Source organism: Bacillus sp. K7 (assembly GCF_053903245.1).
In genome coordinates, this window is sequence record NZ_CP096406.1 from 3,054,904 (window position 1) to 3,068,596 (window position 13,693).

General features: G+C 46.9%; 17 protein-coding genes. 6 read left to right on the forward strand and 11 right to left on the reverse strand.

Going from position 1 to position 13,693, the window contains the following annotated elements:
* Position 1: 1 nt before the first annotated feature.
* The 7 genes from M1D98_RS15670 to M1D98_RS15700 all read right to left on the reverse strand — a co-directional run bounded on the left by M1D98_RS15670 (position 2) and on the right by M1D98_RS15700 (position 7,000).
* Positions 2–364 (reverse strand): toprim domain-containing protein, encoded by a 363-nt coding sequence (locus tag M1D98_RS15670; protein ID WP_026014508.1) that lies wholly within the window; start codon positions 362–364, stop codon positions 2–4.
* A gap of 71 nt (positions 365–435) precedes the next feature.
* Positions 436–672 carry a YusG family protein gene (locus tag M1D98_RS15675; RefSeq protein ID WP_010330010.1) on the reverse strand — a complete coding sequence of 79 codons (237 nt, stop codon included), beginning with the start codon at positions 670–672 and terminating at the stop codon, positions 436–438.
* A 55-nt stretch (positions 673–727) separates the two neighbouring features.
* Positions 728–1,111 carry a glycine cleavage system protein GcvH gene (gene gcvH / locus M1D98_RS15680; protein ID WP_010330011.1) on the reverse strand — a complete coding sequence of 128 codons (384 nt, stop codon included), beginning with the start codon at positions 1,109–1,111 and terminating at the stop codon, positions 728–730.
* Between the two features lie 66 nt (positions 1,112–1,177).
* Positions 1,178–1,534 (reverse strand): arsenate reductase family protein, encoded by a 357-nt coding sequence (locus tag M1D98_RS15685; protein WP_010330012.1) that lies wholly within the window; start codon positions 1,532–1,534, stop codon positions 1,178–1,180.
* Positions 1,535–1,645: 111 nt separating this feature from the next.
* Positions 1,646–3,430, reverse strand: a complete 1,785-nt coding sequence (gene fadE, locus M1D98_RS15690) for an acyl-CoA dehydrogenase FadE (RefSeq protein WP_268558811.1) — start codon at positions 3,428–3,430, stop codon at positions 1,646–1,648.
* Between the two features lie 14 nt (positions 3,431–3,444).
* Positions 3,445–4,620 carry an acetyl-CoA C-acetyltransferase gene (locus M1D98_RS15695; protein WP_121643245.1) on the reverse strand — a complete coding sequence of 392 codons (1,176 nt, stop codon included), beginning with the start codon at positions 4,618–4,620 and terminating at the stop codon, positions 3,445–3,447.
* Between the two features lie 10 nt (positions 4,621–4,630).
* Entirely contained in the window at positions 4,631–7,000 is a 2,370-nt protein-coding gene (locus tag M1D98_RS15700; RefSeq protein WP_268558812.1) for a 3-hydroxyacyl-CoA dehydrogenase/enoyl-CoA hydratase family protein, read from the reverse strand.
* Between the two features lie 172 nt (positions 7,001–7,172).
* Between M1D98_RS15700 and M1D98_RS15705 the strand changes: the two genes are divergently transcribed.
* Positions 7,173–7,319, forward strand: a complete 147-nt coding sequence (locus M1D98_RS15705) for a YuzL family protein (RefSeq protein WP_456279707.1) — start codon at positions 7,173–7,175, stop codon at positions 7,317–7,319.
* Positions 7,320–7,343: 24 nt separating this feature from the next.
* On the opposite strand, the gene M1D98_RS15710 is transcribed toward M1D98_RS15705, so the two are convergent.
* Positions 7,344–8,252 (reverse strand): proline dehydrogenase family protein, encoded by a 909-nt coding sequence (locus M1D98_RS15710; RefSeq protein ID WP_121643246.1) that lies wholly within the window; start codon positions 8,250–8,252, stop codon positions 7,344–7,346.
* A gap of 94 nt (positions 8,253–8,346) precedes the next feature.
* Here M1D98_RS15710 and M1D98_RS15715 point away from each other — a divergent pair, with 94 nt between their 5' ends.
* The 4 genes from M1D98_RS15715 to mdtP all read left to right on the forward strand — a co-directional run bounded on the left by M1D98_RS15715 (position 8,347) and on the right by mdtP (position 11,184).
* Positions 8,347–8,592 carry a hypothetical protein gene (locus tag M1D98_RS15715; protein ID WP_121643247.1) on the forward strand — a complete coding sequence of 82 codons (246 nt, stop codon included), beginning with the start codon at positions 8,347–8,349 and terminating at the stop codon, positions 8,590–8,592.
* 12 nt (positions 8,593–8,604) lie between these two features.
* Complete coding sequence (locus M1D98_RS15720; protein ID WP_039075560.1) at positions 8,605–8,937, forward strand: spore coat protein; 333 nt, start codon at positions 8,605–8,607, stop codon at positions 8,935–8,937.
* A gap of 158 nt (positions 8,938–9,095) precedes the next feature.
* Positions 9,096–9,566 carry a MarR family transcriptional regulator MdtR gene (mdtR, locus tag M1D98_RS15725; protein WP_010330019.1) on the forward strand — a complete coding sequence of 157 codons (471 nt, stop codon included), beginning with the start codon at positions 9,096–9,098 and terminating at the stop codon, positions 9,564–9,566.
* A 1-nt stretch (position 9,567) separates the two neighbouring features.
* Positions 9,568–11,184 carry a multidrug efflux MFS transporter MdtP gene (gene mdtP / locus M1D98_RS15730; protein WP_010330020.1) on the forward strand — a complete coding sequence of 539 codons (1,617 nt, stop codon included), beginning with the start codon at positions 9,568–9,570 and terminating at the stop codon, positions 11,182–11,184.
* 36 nt (positions 11,185–11,220) lie between these two features.
* Here mdtP and M1D98_RS15735 read toward each other — a convergent pair whose 3' ends face one another.
* Both M1D98_RS15735 and M1D98_RS15740 read right to left on the reverse strand, forming a co-directional pair.
* Positions 11,221–11,604: a tautomerase family protein gene (locus tag M1D98_RS15735; protein WP_039075702.1), complete on the reverse strand. Its 384-nt coding sequence runs from the start codon at positions 11,602–11,604 to the stop codon at positions 11,221–11,223.
* An 18-nt stretch (positions 11,605–11,622) separates the two neighbouring features.
* Positions 11,623–12,363: an SDR family NAD(P)-dependent oxidoreductase gene (locus M1D98_RS15740; protein ID WP_121643249.1), complete on the reverse strand. Its 741-nt coding sequence runs from the start codon at positions 12,361–12,363 to the stop codon at positions 11,623–11,625.
* A 136-nt stretch (positions 12,364–12,499) separates the two neighbouring features.
* On the opposite strand from M1D98_RS15740, the gene M1D98_RS15745 reads away from it, so the two are divergent.
* Positions 12,500–13,387: a LysR family transcriptional regulator gene (locus M1D98_RS15745; RefSeq protein WP_121643250.1), complete on the forward strand. Its 888-nt coding sequence runs from the start codon at positions 12,500–12,502 to the stop codon at positions 13,385–13,387.
* Between the two features lie 16 nt (positions 13,388–13,403).
* On the opposite strand, the gene M1D98_RS15750 is transcribed toward M1D98_RS15745, so the two are convergent.
* Complete coding sequence (locus M1D98_RS15750) at positions 13,404–13,691, reverse strand: YusU family protein (protein ID WP_082246360.1); 288 nt, start codon at positions 13,689–13,691, stop codon at positions 13,404–13,406.
* Between the last annotated feature and the right edge of the window lie 2 nt (positions 13,692–13,693).

Here is a 13,693-nt window from a genome sequence, read left to right on the forward strand (position 1 = left end):
GCTATACACCTCGGGGCTTTCTTTCAAGAAAAATAGTATGGACATTCAAATTCGCGCGCAGCAATACAGAGGCGACATGGTGTCTGGGCGCAGCCTCGACTTCTTTATAGGCTCTGTCGATATGCAGATGGCAGGCTTCGTTAAACTCTCTTTTCAGCTGTTTTCTCAATTTCTCGCCTGATTCATCAGCATCAACCAATATATAGACGTCTTTATCGTAAAGCTCGTCAGCCAATTCTTCAAGCTTCAGCTGGCTGATTGTTCCGTTTGTGCAGATAATGCGCACCGGTTCATTCAAGACGCTTTCGATTTTCTCTTTATCTGATTTCCCTTCGACAATCAAAACCTTTTCCAGCTCATCCATTTTCTTCACCTGCCGCGTCAAATTTGAAACGTTCAGATTGTAAAAGAAGGCAGTGAAATTCACCGCCATCATTAACACCAGCCATTTTCGTAGTCACAGTCCACATATTTTGCGTCATTTCCTGAGACCACGTCAGCTGTCTTATAAAACTTCTCATTTTCAAAGGAATAACCGGATTTAAGCTCATATTCATTCATGCTTGTCATTTGTCCGATCCTCTCATTTTCATGATATAACGAGAGCCGGCCATTTTGAAAGCGGCCTGTCACATCATTGGTGACATCGAGCTTTTGTTTGCTGAAAGCCATATTGGACACCTCCCATAACGTTAGCGTGTCCAATTGCCTTTACAGCTATCCTGTTTTAGTCTTCCTGTGTCATCTCTTCGTATTGTTCTGCTGTCATCAGTTTTTCAATTTCAGAAGCGTCAGACGGCTCAACGACGATCATCCATGCTTTTTCGTACGGAGATTCATTGACGAATTCCGGACTGTCATCAAGATCTTCGTTTATTTCCACAACAGTTCCGTTAATCGGCGCATAAAGCTCAGATACCGTTTTAACGGATTCAACGCTGCCGAATGGCTCGTCCGCTTTGATTTCAGCACCCACTTCAGGAAGTTCGACAAACACGATATCACCTAGCTCGGACTGGGCAAAATGTGTAATCCCGATTCTGGCTTTTTCTCCTTCAACTTTTACCCACTCGTGTTCTCCTGAGTAACGCAAATCTTTAGGTATGCTCAATTGAATCCCTCCATTTTTTACAGCACTATAATAAGAAGATACCATACTTTTCAAAAAAAATTGACCTTAAGCCCAGTTTTCTTCAAATTGGTCTTCTTTAAAACCGACTGTCACTTTTTCGCCGTCTGTTGTAAGCGGGCGTTTGATCAGCATTCCGTCTGAAGCAAGCAGTTCAAGCTGTTCGTCCTCTGACATGTGATACAGCTTTTCCTTGAGATTCAGCTCACGGTATTTCATGCCGCTCGTGTTGAAAAATTTCTTGAGCTCCAGCCCGCTTTTTTCATAAAGCGCTTTTAGTTCTTCTTTGCTTGGAGGCTGCTCTGCAATATGTATTTCGTTTATTTCTTTTCCATGATCTTCAAGCCATTTCTTTGCTTTGCGGCACGTTCCGCACTTAGGGTACCAGTAAAAAGTTAACGACATCTCTTCTTCCCCCTCGATAAAATAATCGTGGTTATTTTAACACAGTTTGTTTTAAAAACCTAAAACAGTGCTTCTTAAAAAGAGCTCCGCGTACGCGGAGCTCTTCGCCAATCAAACAATATATTTTTCAGCTTCGAAAACGCCCGCTGCCGCTTCGCGTTTTTTCTGAATCACGTTTTTAGGTGTGACGCGCGTCAGCTTGCGCAGAGCGGAAAGCATCATGCGGAGTGAATCTCCTTCTTCCATTGCGATGAGGGATTCCTTCGCGTGCGCTTCAATTTCGTTAAAGGCCTCCTGAACGAAAATTTCAGTATACAGCACTTTTTGCGCCGCTTTTTCTCCGCCTTGCGCGGCAATGGCCTTTTCCGTTCTCAGCACGGCTGATTCCATTGCGTACACATTGCTGACGATATCCGCCACGTTGACAAGAATTTCTTGTTCGCGGTCGATGGCTTTTCCGTACTTCTGCGCGGCGAGACCGGCGGCGAACAGCGCGATTTTTTTCGCTTGCTTCACTATATATTTCTCCTGCTCTAAAACGCCGCTGCCAGGCTCTTCAGGCATAAGCATCATGAGTTCTTCTTGAAGCGACTGTGCTTTTTCAAATAGAGGCAATTCACCTTTAAGCGCTTTTTTCAGGAAGGTGCTTGGCACGATTAACCGGTTGATTTCGTTTGTGCCTTCAAAAATTCGATTGATCCTTGAATCCCTATAAGCCCTTTCCACTTCGTACTCCTGCATAAAACCGTAGCCTCCATGAATCTGCACGCCTTCATCAACGATATAATCAAGCGTTTCGGAGCCGAATACCTTATTTAGAGAGCATTCAATGGCGTATTCAGCAATTGACTTGGCGATTTGCCGGCCGTCCTTGAGGTTTTCGGCCGTAAACTGGCTCATATTATCTTCAAACAGTCCGACGGTTCTGTACACAGAGCTTTCCATCGCGTACAGCCTTGATGCCATTGTCGCGATTTTTTCCTGTGTCAGCGAAAAGCCCGCAATCGGCGTTTTGAATTGGCGGCGCTGATTTGCGTATGCCGCGGACAGCTCGATCACCCGCTTAGACGCGCCGATTGTGCCGACCGCCAGCTTATAACGGCCGATATTTAAAATATTAAAAGCGATCACATGCCCTTTGCCGATTTCGCCAAGCAGGTTTTCTTTTGGCACTTCAGCTTGATCTAAAATGAGGGTTCTTGTCGATGATCCTTTGATTCCCATTTTCTTTTCTTCCGGACCTGTAGATACACCCGGGTAATCTTTTTCTACAATAAAGGCTGAAAACTTGTCACCGTCTACCTTAGCGTACACAACAAACACATCAGCAAAGGCTGAGTTGGTAATCCACTGTTTTTCTCCGGTTAACACGTAATGCGTTCCCGCTTCATTCAGCACGGCAGTTGTTTTTGCCCCTAGCGCATCAGACCCAGAGCCCGGCTCAGTCAGTGCATATGCCGCGATCTTTTCGCCTGAAGCGAGCCCGGGCAGATATGTTTTCTTTTGTTCTTCTGTTCCAAAAAACACGATTGGCAAGGACCCGATGCCGACATGCGCGCCATAAGAAAGCGAAAAGCTTCCCGCACGCGAAAACTTTTCAGTGATGAGCGCGGAGCTGATTTTATCAAGGCCGAGCCCTCCGTATTCCTCAGGCACATCAGCCCCAAGCAGCCCAAGTTCGCCCGCTTTCTTTAACAGCCGGACTGAATGTTCAAATTTGTGGTTTTCGATATCATCTATATGAGGGAGAACATCTTGCTCAATATAGTCCTCTGTTGTTTTCGCGATCATTTTATGTTCGTCAGTGAAATCCTCTGGTGTATACATTTGCTCGTATGAAACATCCTCGATTAAGAAACCGCCGCCTTTTTGTACTTCAGCCGTTTTTTTCGCCATTTGCTTTTCCCCCTTTAGCATAATTCAAATACACCGGCCGCTCCCATCCCGCCGCCGATACACATTGTGACGACACCGAATTGCTCGTTTCTCCGTTTCATTTCATGAATAAGTGAGAGTGTAAGCTTTGTGCCTGTACAGCCAAGCGGGTGCCCAAGCGCGATTGCGCCCCCGTTGACATTCACTTTTTCTTCATCAATTCCGAGTACCCTGATCACTTGAATAGCCTGTGAAGCAAAAGCTTCGTTCAGTTCAAACAAGCCGATGTCCTGCAGCTGAAGCCCGGCAAGCTTTAAAGCACGCGGGATAGCTTCCACCGGCCCGATGCCCATCACTTCCGGCGGCACGCCTCCTACTGCAAAGGAGCGGAATTTCACAAGCGGGGCCAAGCCCAGCGCATCAGCTTTTTCCCGGTCCATCAGCATAACTGCCGCCGCTCCGTCACTCGTCTGCGAGGAATTGCCCGCAGTAACCGTTCCATCAACGGAAAAAGCCGGGCGCAATGTCGCTAAGATGTCTGTCGTCGTCTGCGGGCGAACGCCTTCATCCTGAGAAAACACAAACTGTTTTTCCCGCGGTTTATGGTTTTCTCCGATTTCTGTCACCGTCACTTCGACGGGAACAGTTTCATCTTTAAATTTCCCTTCTGCAAGGGCTTTCGCCGCATTTTGGTGGCTGCGAACGGCAAACGCATCCTGATCCTCGCGGGAGACGCCGTATTTTTTCGCGACCTGCTCGGCTGTGTGTCCCATGCTCATGTAATACTCCGGCGCCTTTTCTGCCAATGCGAGGTTCGGACGGGTCACATGCCCCATCATCGGAACCTGCGACATCGATTCTGCGCCGCCCGCGATCGCTGTATCATAAGCGCCGAGCATGATCTTTTCTGCCGCATATGCGATAGACTGAAGGCCAGATGAACAGTAGCGATTGACTGTAATCGCCGGAACCGTGTACGGCAGCCCCGCGAGCGCGCCGATATTTCTCGCCATATTTAATCCTTGTTCCGCTTCAGGTGTCGCACAGCCGATAATCAAGTCGTCAATATTGCCCTCGTAGCCGCCTGCCCGTTTCAGTGTTTCTTTGACGCAAATCGCTCCCAAATCATCCGGGCGAACGGTGGCCAGCGATCCTTTTTTTGCTTTCCCAACCGGTGTTCTTGCACCTGACACTATGACTGCCTCTTTCATAAGCTCCCTCCTAATTCCGTAAAGGTTTACCTTTCACAAGCATATGCTGCATTCTCGCTTGAGATTTCGCCTCTCCTGCCAAACTCAAAAACGCTTCTCTCTCGATCTCCAATAAATACTCTTCATCAACATCTGTACCGAACGGCACTTTTCCGCCGGCAATGACATAAGCGAGTTTTTTCGCGATCTTGAAATCATGCTCAGATATATAGCCGGACAGCTTCATTTGCTCGGCGCCAAGCAAGAGTGCCGCATAACCGTTTTCTCCCGCCACCTTCACCTTTTCTTTTACAGGCGGCCGCCAGCCGGTGTCGTATAAAGATGCGGCCATCCGCTTTGCATCGTACAGCAGGTGGTCCTGATTCACGCTGATGTGATCCGTTTCTTTTAAGATGTTCATCTCACGAGCCTCTTGAGCGGATGTGGACACTTTCGCCATCGCAATCGTTTCAAATGTGTTCATCGCCGCTTTCATTGGATCAAGACCTCGGCGAAGATGGTTGATGTACAGCTCTTTGTTTCCGCCTCCGCCAGGGATGAGGCCGATGCCGGATTCCACAAGCCCCATATAGGCTTCGCTTGCTGCTTGAATGCGCGCCGCCGGCAAGCACACTTCCGTTCCACCGCCGAGCGTCATGCCGAATGGAGCGGCGACAACCGGTTTCGCGCTGTATTTGATGTTCATCATCGTCTCTTGAAAGCGGCGTATCACAAAGTCCACTTCCAGAAAATTATCATCTTGGACTTCCATTAAGATCATGGCGAGATTTGCGCCGACGCAGAAATTTTTCCCTTGGTTGCCAATCACAAGTCCTTTGTAGTTCCGTTCTGTTTCCTCTAATGCTTTGTTAATCATTTGGATGATATCGAGGCCAATCGCATTGCTTTTCGAATGAAATTCAAGAAGGGCCACATCATCTCCAAGGTCGATCAGGCTTGCTCCGCTGTTTTTCGCAATCACGCCGTTCGTTTCCTTGAGCGTTTGTAAATGAATTCGTTTCTTGTTTTCTTTCACGGCTCTGTATTCGCCGCGGTCATAATAAAATACCGTTCCGTTTTCTCTGATGTAGAAGGTTTCATTTCCTTTGGCCAGCATGTCTTTGATCCAGCCGGGCATTTCTGCTCCAAGCTGCTCAAGCTTTTCCGCCGACTGTTTGAGGCCGATAGCGTCCCACATTTCAAACGGACCCAGCTCCCAGCCGAATCCCCACTTCATGGCTTGGTCAATCGAATGAATATCATCGGCAATCTCCCCAAGCAGTTCGGCTGAGTACAGCAGCGTTTGAGTTGTGATATTCCACAGCAGTCTGCCGGCTCTGTCATCCGAATAAATAAGCGCTTTCATTTTGGCTTTTGTCCCTTTTGCCTGTTTTGCCGCTTCAAGTGCCGGTGATTTCATTTTTGTCCGCTCGCCGTAAGTAAGCGTCACGGGGTCAAGCTCATAAATCGTTTTTCCTTCTTTTTTATAAAAGCCTTGGCCCGCCTTGCTTCCGATCCACCCTTTTTCAAGCATATCGTTCATGAAAACTGGCAGGCGGAACACTTCTTTCTCTTCCCCATCCGCTTTGTCATACACATTTCGGGCGACATGGGCGAATGTATCGAGCCCGACAACATCAAGCGTTCTAAAGGTCGCGCTTTTCGGCCTGCCGATCAGCGGGCCTGTGATCGAATCGACCTCCCCGACCTGATAACCGCCATTGAGCATTTCTTGGACTGTGACGAGAAGCCCGTACGTTCCGATGCGGTTTGCGATAAAGTTCGGTGTGTCCTTTGCTGTGACGACGCCTTTGCCGAGGACATTTTCGCCGAAAGCTGTCATAAACTTTACAATGTCAGGGTCCGTTTCCTTAATCGGAATGACCTCCAACAGTTTCAAATAGCGGGCGGGATTAAAAAAGTGCGTTCCGAGAAAATGGGCTTTAAAATCTGCCGATCGCCCTTCAGCCATCTCCTGCACAGATATGCCGGAGGTGTTGCTTGAGACAATGCTTCCAGGCTTTCGATGTTCATCCACAAGTGCGAAAATCTGCTTTTTGACTTCTAGATTTTCGACAACGACCTCAATGATCCAATCCGCTTCGTTCAGCTTCGCTGCATCATCCTCCAGATTGCCTGGCGTGATATAGGATGTATTTTCCGCTGATGTGAGGGGAGCGGGCTTTTGTTTCAGCAGTTTTTTCACCGCCTGCCGGCTCAGCCTGCTGCGCACCTCCGGACTGTCCATCGCCAGCCCCTTTTTTTCCTCTTCCTTTGTCAAATCGTTCGGCACAATATCAAGCAGCAGGACAGGAATGCCGATATTAGCCAAATGCGCCGCAATCCCGGAACCCATTACCCCCGATCCTAAAACGGCTGCCTTCCGAATATGTTTGTGCATGAGATATCCCCCTTGAACATTGAATGAATAGTCATTCATTTTTTGGCCAAAAAAAATGAAACCCGTTTCTTCTTTCATCTTAAAAGATTTCCGCTTCGACTTCAATAGCTAATTTGTATTTTTTGTATGAAGCTTATAAAAGACGGGCAACTTAAACCCGGAGGTGAAGGGAATGGTGCGAGAGAAAAAAAATCCGTCTTCAGCGGCAGTCAGCACGGCGAGCGTAAAGGGCGATGCCGGTCCGACACAGCATTACGGCGGCGGAAAACGGACAAGTCAAAATCAGCAGTATAAAAAACAAAACATGGATCAATCATGACGCAGCTGCTTCCCGCGGCTGCTTTCACTTTTTCAAGATCCCTTTTAACACAAACGCTGCATTGGCGGGCCGTTCGGCAATTCTTCTCATAAAGTAGCTGAACCAGTCCGTTCCATACGGGACATACACACGCATTCTGTACCCTTCCTTAGCCAGTTCCTTCTGCCGCTCCGGCCTGATGCCGTACAGCATTTGAAACTCAAATTGTGACGCTGGGATATGATGTTCAGCAACGAGTTGTTTCGTATACGCAATGATATCATCGTCATGTGTGGCGACAGCCGTGTAGTTTCCGCTTAACAGCTGCAGCTTTATTAAACTCTGAAAATGAAGGTCTGTTCCTTTTTTGTCAGGGAACGCGACCGCCGCAGATTCTTTATAAGCGCCTTTCACAAGTCTGAGATTTGGCTTTAAGCCGCGCATCAGCCTGATATCTTCTGCCGCCCGGTACAGATATGCCTGAATGACCGTGCCGAGCATCTCAAATTCTGGTTTGCATTGCCTGTAGATGGCGAGTGTCTGTTCATAATGAGAATAGTCTTCCATATCAATCGTCACAGCAACACCATATTGCTTCGCAGCAGATAGAATCGCTCGCAAATGAGAAAGGGCAAGTTCTTCTGAAAGATCGAGCCCGATTGAGGTCAGCTTGAGTGAGAGCTCTGAGTCCAATTGATGCTCGGCAATGGCTTGAATGGCTTTCTTGCATTCCTCTGCGACTTGCTTCGCTTCTTTTTCCGAAGCTGCATACTCGCCTAAATAATCAATTGTTGCGCGCAAACCGGATCTATTTAGCCTTTTGACCGCCTTAACCGCCGATTCAATTGTATCCCCTGCGACAAACCTTCGTGCTCCAAGCCGCGCCCCATATGCTTTTGCGAACTTGGTAAGTGCTTTATTTTGAGATAAAAATAAAAACACACGTCTCAACATCCGACTCCCTCCTGCCTTCATCTTCAAAACATCTGTATATAACTCCCAGACTGAAGGAAACTATACATGAACAAAAAACCAAAGGAGGATTACAATGGACAATCAGCAGCAATCCAATATGCCGCCTTCCGTCATTTCCACAAAAGATCATTTGTATCTGAAAGACATGTTGAACTGGAATTTGCTCGCAATGAAAAAAGCGCATTTCATGGCGCAGCAGTGCCAGGATCAATCGTTAAAACAAGAACTCGACCGCGTCGGACATATGCATCATGACCACTATCAAAGAATAGTAAAGCACCTGCAGCCAGGCCAGCAGCAGTCCGGCTATATCCAATAAGGAGGCGACAGAATGAATCAGCAAAATCAAAAAATCAGCAACCCGCAAACACCTGTACCGACAACTCCGGAGATGAATGACAGAGATTTCATCAACGAACTGCTGACAACAGAAAAATATATGACAACAGCTTATTGCACAGCCTTGAACGAATTCAGCCATGAGTCTCTCTATCAGGATATTCAGGCCATTTTTGATGAGTCACAAAAAACACAAAGAAAACTGTATGACCTTATGTTCCAATATGGATGGTATTCTGTTGAAGCGGAGGATGCCCAAAAGCTGCAGAAGTCTTATCAAAAATTCGACAAGACCATTCAGCAGCAGTCTCCTTATCAGCAATAAACATCGAGAAAAAGGATAGGATGTTCTTAAAGGGCATCTATCCTTTTTTTGTGTGAAATTGGTTGACTTTTTATTTATATTTATTTATATTTAATACACCTTAACTATTTTACTATCTTAAATATAAATGCAGTTTATGTAACAGGGGAGAAATGAATATGAAAAGTGCGGATCAGCTAATGTCCGATATTCAATTATCGCTTCAGGCGCTCTTTCAAAGGATACAGCCTGAAATGCTGGAAAGCATGGAGAAACAAGGAGTTACCCCAGCGCAGCTGTTTGTGCTGGCCAGCTTAAAAAAACACGGCAGCCTTAAAATTTCTGAAATCGCCGAGCGGATGGAGGTCAAGCCTAGCGCTGTGACGTTAATGGCAGATCGACTTGAACAAAAAAATCTTATCGCCAGAACACACAATACAAAAGACAGGCGAGTGATTGATATCAGTCTTACTGATGAAGGAGACAGAAAGTTCGAGGAGATTTTGGCAGGCAGAAAAGCCATTATGGCCCGATACCTTTCCTTCTTGACGGAGGAGGAAATGCTTCAGGCGGCACGTATCACAGAAAAACTCGCACAGGCTGCGGCTGAAGCGGATGAAAAGCAAAACATGAAAAGAGGAAACGGATGACATGAGTAATGAAGGCAAACAATCAAAACGGACGTTATTAATCACAGGCTTAGTGATTGCCATGTTTTTTTCAGCTCTTGACGGTACCATTGTCGGAACGGCCATGCCGAAAATTGTCGGTGATCTGGGCGGTTTGAGCATGATGACATGGCTGACAACAGCATACTTGTTAACCTCAACAACAGTCGTTCCGATTGCCGGTAAACTGGCCGATTTATTGGGACGGCGCATTGTCTATGTATCAGGTTTGATTATTTTTATGGCCGCTTCCGCTTTGTGCGGAATGGCCAACAATATGACAGAATTGATTATTTTCCGAGGGCTGCAGGGAATCGGCGGAGGCATTATGATGCCGATGGCGATGATTGTCATCGGTGACTTATTCACTGGAAAACAGCGTGCCAAATTCCAAGGGGTCTTTGGTGCGATTTACGGGCTGGCTTCAGTGATTGGGCCGCAAATCGGCGGCTGGATTGTAGACTCGCTCAACTGGAAATGGGTTTTCTATATTAACCTTCCAGTCGGAATTATTGCCGTTATTTTTATTGCCCGAGGATTGCAGGGCCGCCAGCAGACAGGTCCGATCAACTTCGATATCGCTGGGATTTTCACAATGATTGTCGGGGTTGTCAGCCTCCTGCTCGCCTTAAGCTTTGGCGGAAAAGATTATGCGTGGGGTTCGTGGCAGATTCTTGGCTTGTTTGCCCTCGCGCTGATCGGCATCGTCAGCTTTATTATCGTGGAATCAAAAGCAAAAGAACCGATCCTGCCCATGTATCTCTTTAAAAACAGAACGTTTACATTTTTAAACTTGATCGGTTTCTTTATGAGTATCGGCATGTTTGGTGCGATTACGTTTGTCCCTTTCTTTATGCAGGGAATTGTCGGTGTAAGTGCGTCTGAATCAGGCACGATTATGACACCGATGATGATCTCTATGATTATCACAAGCATTATCGGCGGCCAGCTGGTTTATAAAATCGGCATTAAACCGCAAATCATAACAGGCATGCTGATTATGGCCGGGGGATTCCTGCTGTTAACGACTTTGGATCTTGATACAAGCAAGCTTGTCGCTACATCGTATATGGCGATTATTGGTCTGGGAATGGGTCTGGTTATGCCGATTCTGACACTGGCTTTACAAGAAAGCTTTTCGAAGGAAGAGCTTGGGGTTGTCACCTCATCCAGCCAATTCTTCCGTTCTATCGGAGGAACATTCGGCATTACCATGCTGGGAGCTGTAATGAATGCGAGATCAGGAAACTTATTAACAGATAAACTTGTGCCGTATTTAGACTCACTTCCGGCACAGGCAAGCTCATTTGCCGACCAGCTAAAGAGTATGATTGATACTAATCCGCAAGGGCTGCTGCAATCACTGTTCAGTCCGGACGCATTGAAACAAATCCCTGCGGCTTTCTCATCACATATTATGCCGATTTTAAAAACATCGTTGATGGATTCGCTCCACAGCGTGTTTTATACAGGCTTGATCTTTATCGCAGTCGGAGCCGTTTTTACTTTGTTCTTAAAGCCAATCAAGCTATCGAACAAGAAAACGGATGAACAAGTAAAAGAAAAAGCGGCACAAGCCATTGAATCACCTTCGCATTAATAGAGCGCCCCGCGGGTACCAATCCGCGGGGTTTTTTTATTCGATCATCTGGGCCCTTCCATTTCCAAACGACCAATCCTCATCCTGGTTTCCGGCCAGCATGATAAACACATCTTCTTTTCTTATACCAAGCTTGGAATGAAGGCTGCTTGCGATTGAGCGGTAAAGCGCTTTTTTCTGTTCAGTGGTTCTTGAATCTTTCAACGTAAAATGAATGTATACCAGTTCATCAGTGCGCTCGACCCGCAGATAAGACGGATCATAAAAAAATTCGCTGTTATCATACTGCCTGATGACTTGAAAATAGTCATCTTCCGGCACATTGATTTCTTCGATCATCGATTGGTGGATGGTCCTGCTTAGGGTTTGAAGCCACGCTTCGCTTCTCCCCGCCCGCAAATGAATCTGTACAAATGGCATCTCCCGCATCTCCCCTCTTTATAGCGTCTGTCCGCTGTCAACTGTGATGATTTGGCCTGTGAGTGATTCCTGTTCAACAAGCGAACAAATCAATTTGGCGACATCATCCGATTCAGCCATTCGCTGCAGCGGCAAAGCGCCGATCATGCTCTTCATTTTCTCTTCCCGGCCAGCCCACCATCTCGTTGCGACAGCCCCCGGTGCTACACCGTTCACTCTGATTTCAGGCGCCAAGGCGTGCGCCAAAGATTTCGTTAAACCGTGTACAGCCGATTTTGACACAGCGTAAGGCATAGATGAGCCCGCCCCAGTTATCCCTGCGATGCTTCCGACATTTACGATTGCTCCAGCCTTGCTTTTTTTCATGAACGGGACCACTGCCCGCGCGCAGAAAAACATCCCTTTCACATTGACAGCATACAGTTCATCCCAGACATCTTCTGTCGCAGCTTCAAGATCATCCATTGGAATATGCCGTGTCATACTGGCATTATTGACTAAAACATCAATCGTGCCGTACGTTTTTACGATCGATTGAACCATATCCTGCACTTCGCGCTCTTTTGAGACATTCGTTCTGATGGCAAAGGCTTGCCCGCCAGCTTTTTGAATCATTTCGACTGTTTCCTCCGCTTCAGATTGCGAACGTGAATAATTCACCGCAACAATCGCTCCGCGTTTTGCCAATTCCATGCTGGCTGCTCTTCCGATTCCTGTGCCGCCCCCCGTTACGAGAGCTATTTTGTTCATGACATTCATTGCCTCCACTCCTTGCTGTTTATGAAATGATCTTGCTGATTCCATTGTAATCCAGGTTGGGTGTTACGTATAATGATTGTTAAAGATACTTGTTATCATTCAGATTGATATCAACAAACGAACGGAGGCATTCAAAATGGAAAGCGGAGATTTACGTGTGTTTCAAATGGTAGCCCGTGAAGGTTCCATTACGAAAGCGGCCAAGCAGCTTGGCTATGTGCAATCGAATGTCACGGCAAGAGTTCAGCAATTGGAAGCTGAGCTTGGCACCATTCTGTTTTTGCGCCATAATCGGGGCATGACACTTTCTGCAAGCGGAAAACTGCTGCTGGACTATGCGAATAAAATTATCGGCCTGCTGGATGAAGCGTCAAAAGCACTCTCATCCTCTGTCGAACCAAGCGGGCCGCTTATGATCGGCTCCACACAGACAACTGCCGCGGTAAGGCTTCCGAAGCTTTTGGCTTCTTATTATGAAGAATACCCAAACGTACAGCTGTCATTAACGACAGGGCATACTCAATTTCTCCTCGATAAAGTTCTTCGTTACGAATTGGATGGCGCGTTTATCGGATGTGAATGCAATCATCCTGAGCTCGAATCCTATCCCGCATTTGAGGAAGAACCAGTGGTTGTTTCGGCGGCTTCCGTGTCTGATGCAGAAGAAGCCGCCACAAAGCCGATTCTCGTTTACAGCACAGGCTGTTCATATCGTGAGACACTTGAAAAATGGCTGCGTTCCGTCGGTGTCACACAGCCGGTCATGATGGAATTTGGCACGCTTGAAGCGATTATCGGCGGGGTTACAGCGGGTCTTGGCATCTCATTGCTGCCGAGAACGGTTGTGCAGAAACACGAGGCTGAAGGGGCGATTCGCTTGTACCCGTTGCCTAAAGCGCTTAGCCAGATGAAAACAGAATTTGTTGTCCGTAAAGATTCGTTTATCAGCAGTGCGCTGCGGACCTTTATGGATTCCTTTGCGCCAGATCAAACGGCAGCATCACAAAAAAGCAGTCTGCTGTAATGGGCAGACTGCTTTTTTATTGTTTGTTTCGATGGGCTTCATTCAATTCCTTAATATGCTGAATAACATCTTTAATGCCCTGCTTCGCGTCAGGATATGTCGCATTCCAATGCTTAGCGAGCGGCGGCATGCTTTTGGCTATATGCGTGTACAAAATCCATTGCTTCACTTCTTCTTTTAGCTCATTGCTTGCTTCACCAAGCAGAAGCTCAGTATACTTCTCCAGCAATCCATCGAGCTGCTCCTGAAGTTTGTGATCCATTTTCCATCTTCCTTTCGAAAAAACAGCAAGGAGCTTTCTCAAAT

Excerpts from the sequence above, each read along its gene's own strand:
- M1D98_RS15670 (WP_026014508.1), bottom strand. The coding sequence starts at position 364 with ATGGATGAGCTGGAAAAGGTTTTGATTGTCGAAGGGAAATCAGATAAA.
- M1D98_RS15675 (WP_010330010.1), bottom strand. The coding sequence starts at position 672 with ATGGCTTTCAGCAAACAAAAGCTCGATGTCACCAATGATGTGACAGGC.
- M1D98_RS15685 (WP_010330012.1), bottom strand. The coding sequence starts at position 1,534 with ATGTCGTTAACTTTTTACTGGTACCCTAAGTGCGGAACGTGCCGCAAA.
- fadE (WP_268558811.1), bottom strand. The coding sequence starts at position 3,430 with ATGGCGAAAAAAACGGCTGAAGTACAAAAAGGCGGCGGTTTCTTAATC.
- M1D98_RS15695 (WP_121643245.1), bottom strand. The coding sequence starts at position 4,620 with ATGAAAGAGGCAGTCATAGTGTCAGGTGCAAGAACACCGGTTGGGAAA.
- M1D98_RS15700 (WP_268558812.1), bottom strand. The coding sequence starts at position 7,000 with ATGCACAAACATATTCGGAAGGCAGCCGTTTTAGGATCGGGGGTAATG.
- M1D98_RS15705 (WP_456279707.1), top strand. The coding sequence starts at position 7,173 with ATGGTGCGAGAGAAAAAAAATCCGTCTTCAGCGGCAGTCAGCACGGCG.
- M1D98_RS15710 (WP_121643246.1), bottom strand. The coding sequence starts at position 8,252 with ATGTTGAGACGTGTGTTTTTATTTTTATCTCAAAATAAAGCACTTACC.
- M1D98_RS15715 (WP_121643247.1), top strand. The coding sequence starts at position 8,347 with ATGGACAATCAGCAGCAATCCAATATGCCGCCTTCCGTCATTTCCACA.
- M1D98_RS15720 (WP_039075560.1), top strand. The coding sequence starts at position 8,605 with ATGAATCAGCAAAATCAAAAAATCAGCAACCCGCAAACACCTGTACCG.
- mdtR (WP_010330019.1), top strand. The coding sequence starts at position 9,096 with ATGAAAAGTGCGGATCAGCTAATGTCCGATATTCAATTATCGCTTCAG.
- mdtP (WP_010330020.1), top strand. The coding sequence starts at position 9,568 with ATGAGTAATGAAGGCAAACAATCAAAACGGACGTTATTAATCACAGGC.
- M1D98_RS15735 (WP_039075702.1), bottom strand. The coding sequence starts at position 11,604 with ATGCCATTTGTACAGATTCATTTGCGGGCGGGGAGAAGCGAAGCGTGG.
- M1D98_RS15740 (WP_121643249.1), bottom strand. The coding sequence starts at position 12,363 with ATGAATGTCATGAACAAAATAGCTCTCGTAACGGGGGGCGGCACAGGA.
- M1D98_RS15745 (WP_121643250.1), top strand. The coding sequence starts at position 12,500 with ATGGAAAGCGGAGATTTACGTGTGTTTCAAATGGTAGCCCGTGAAGGT.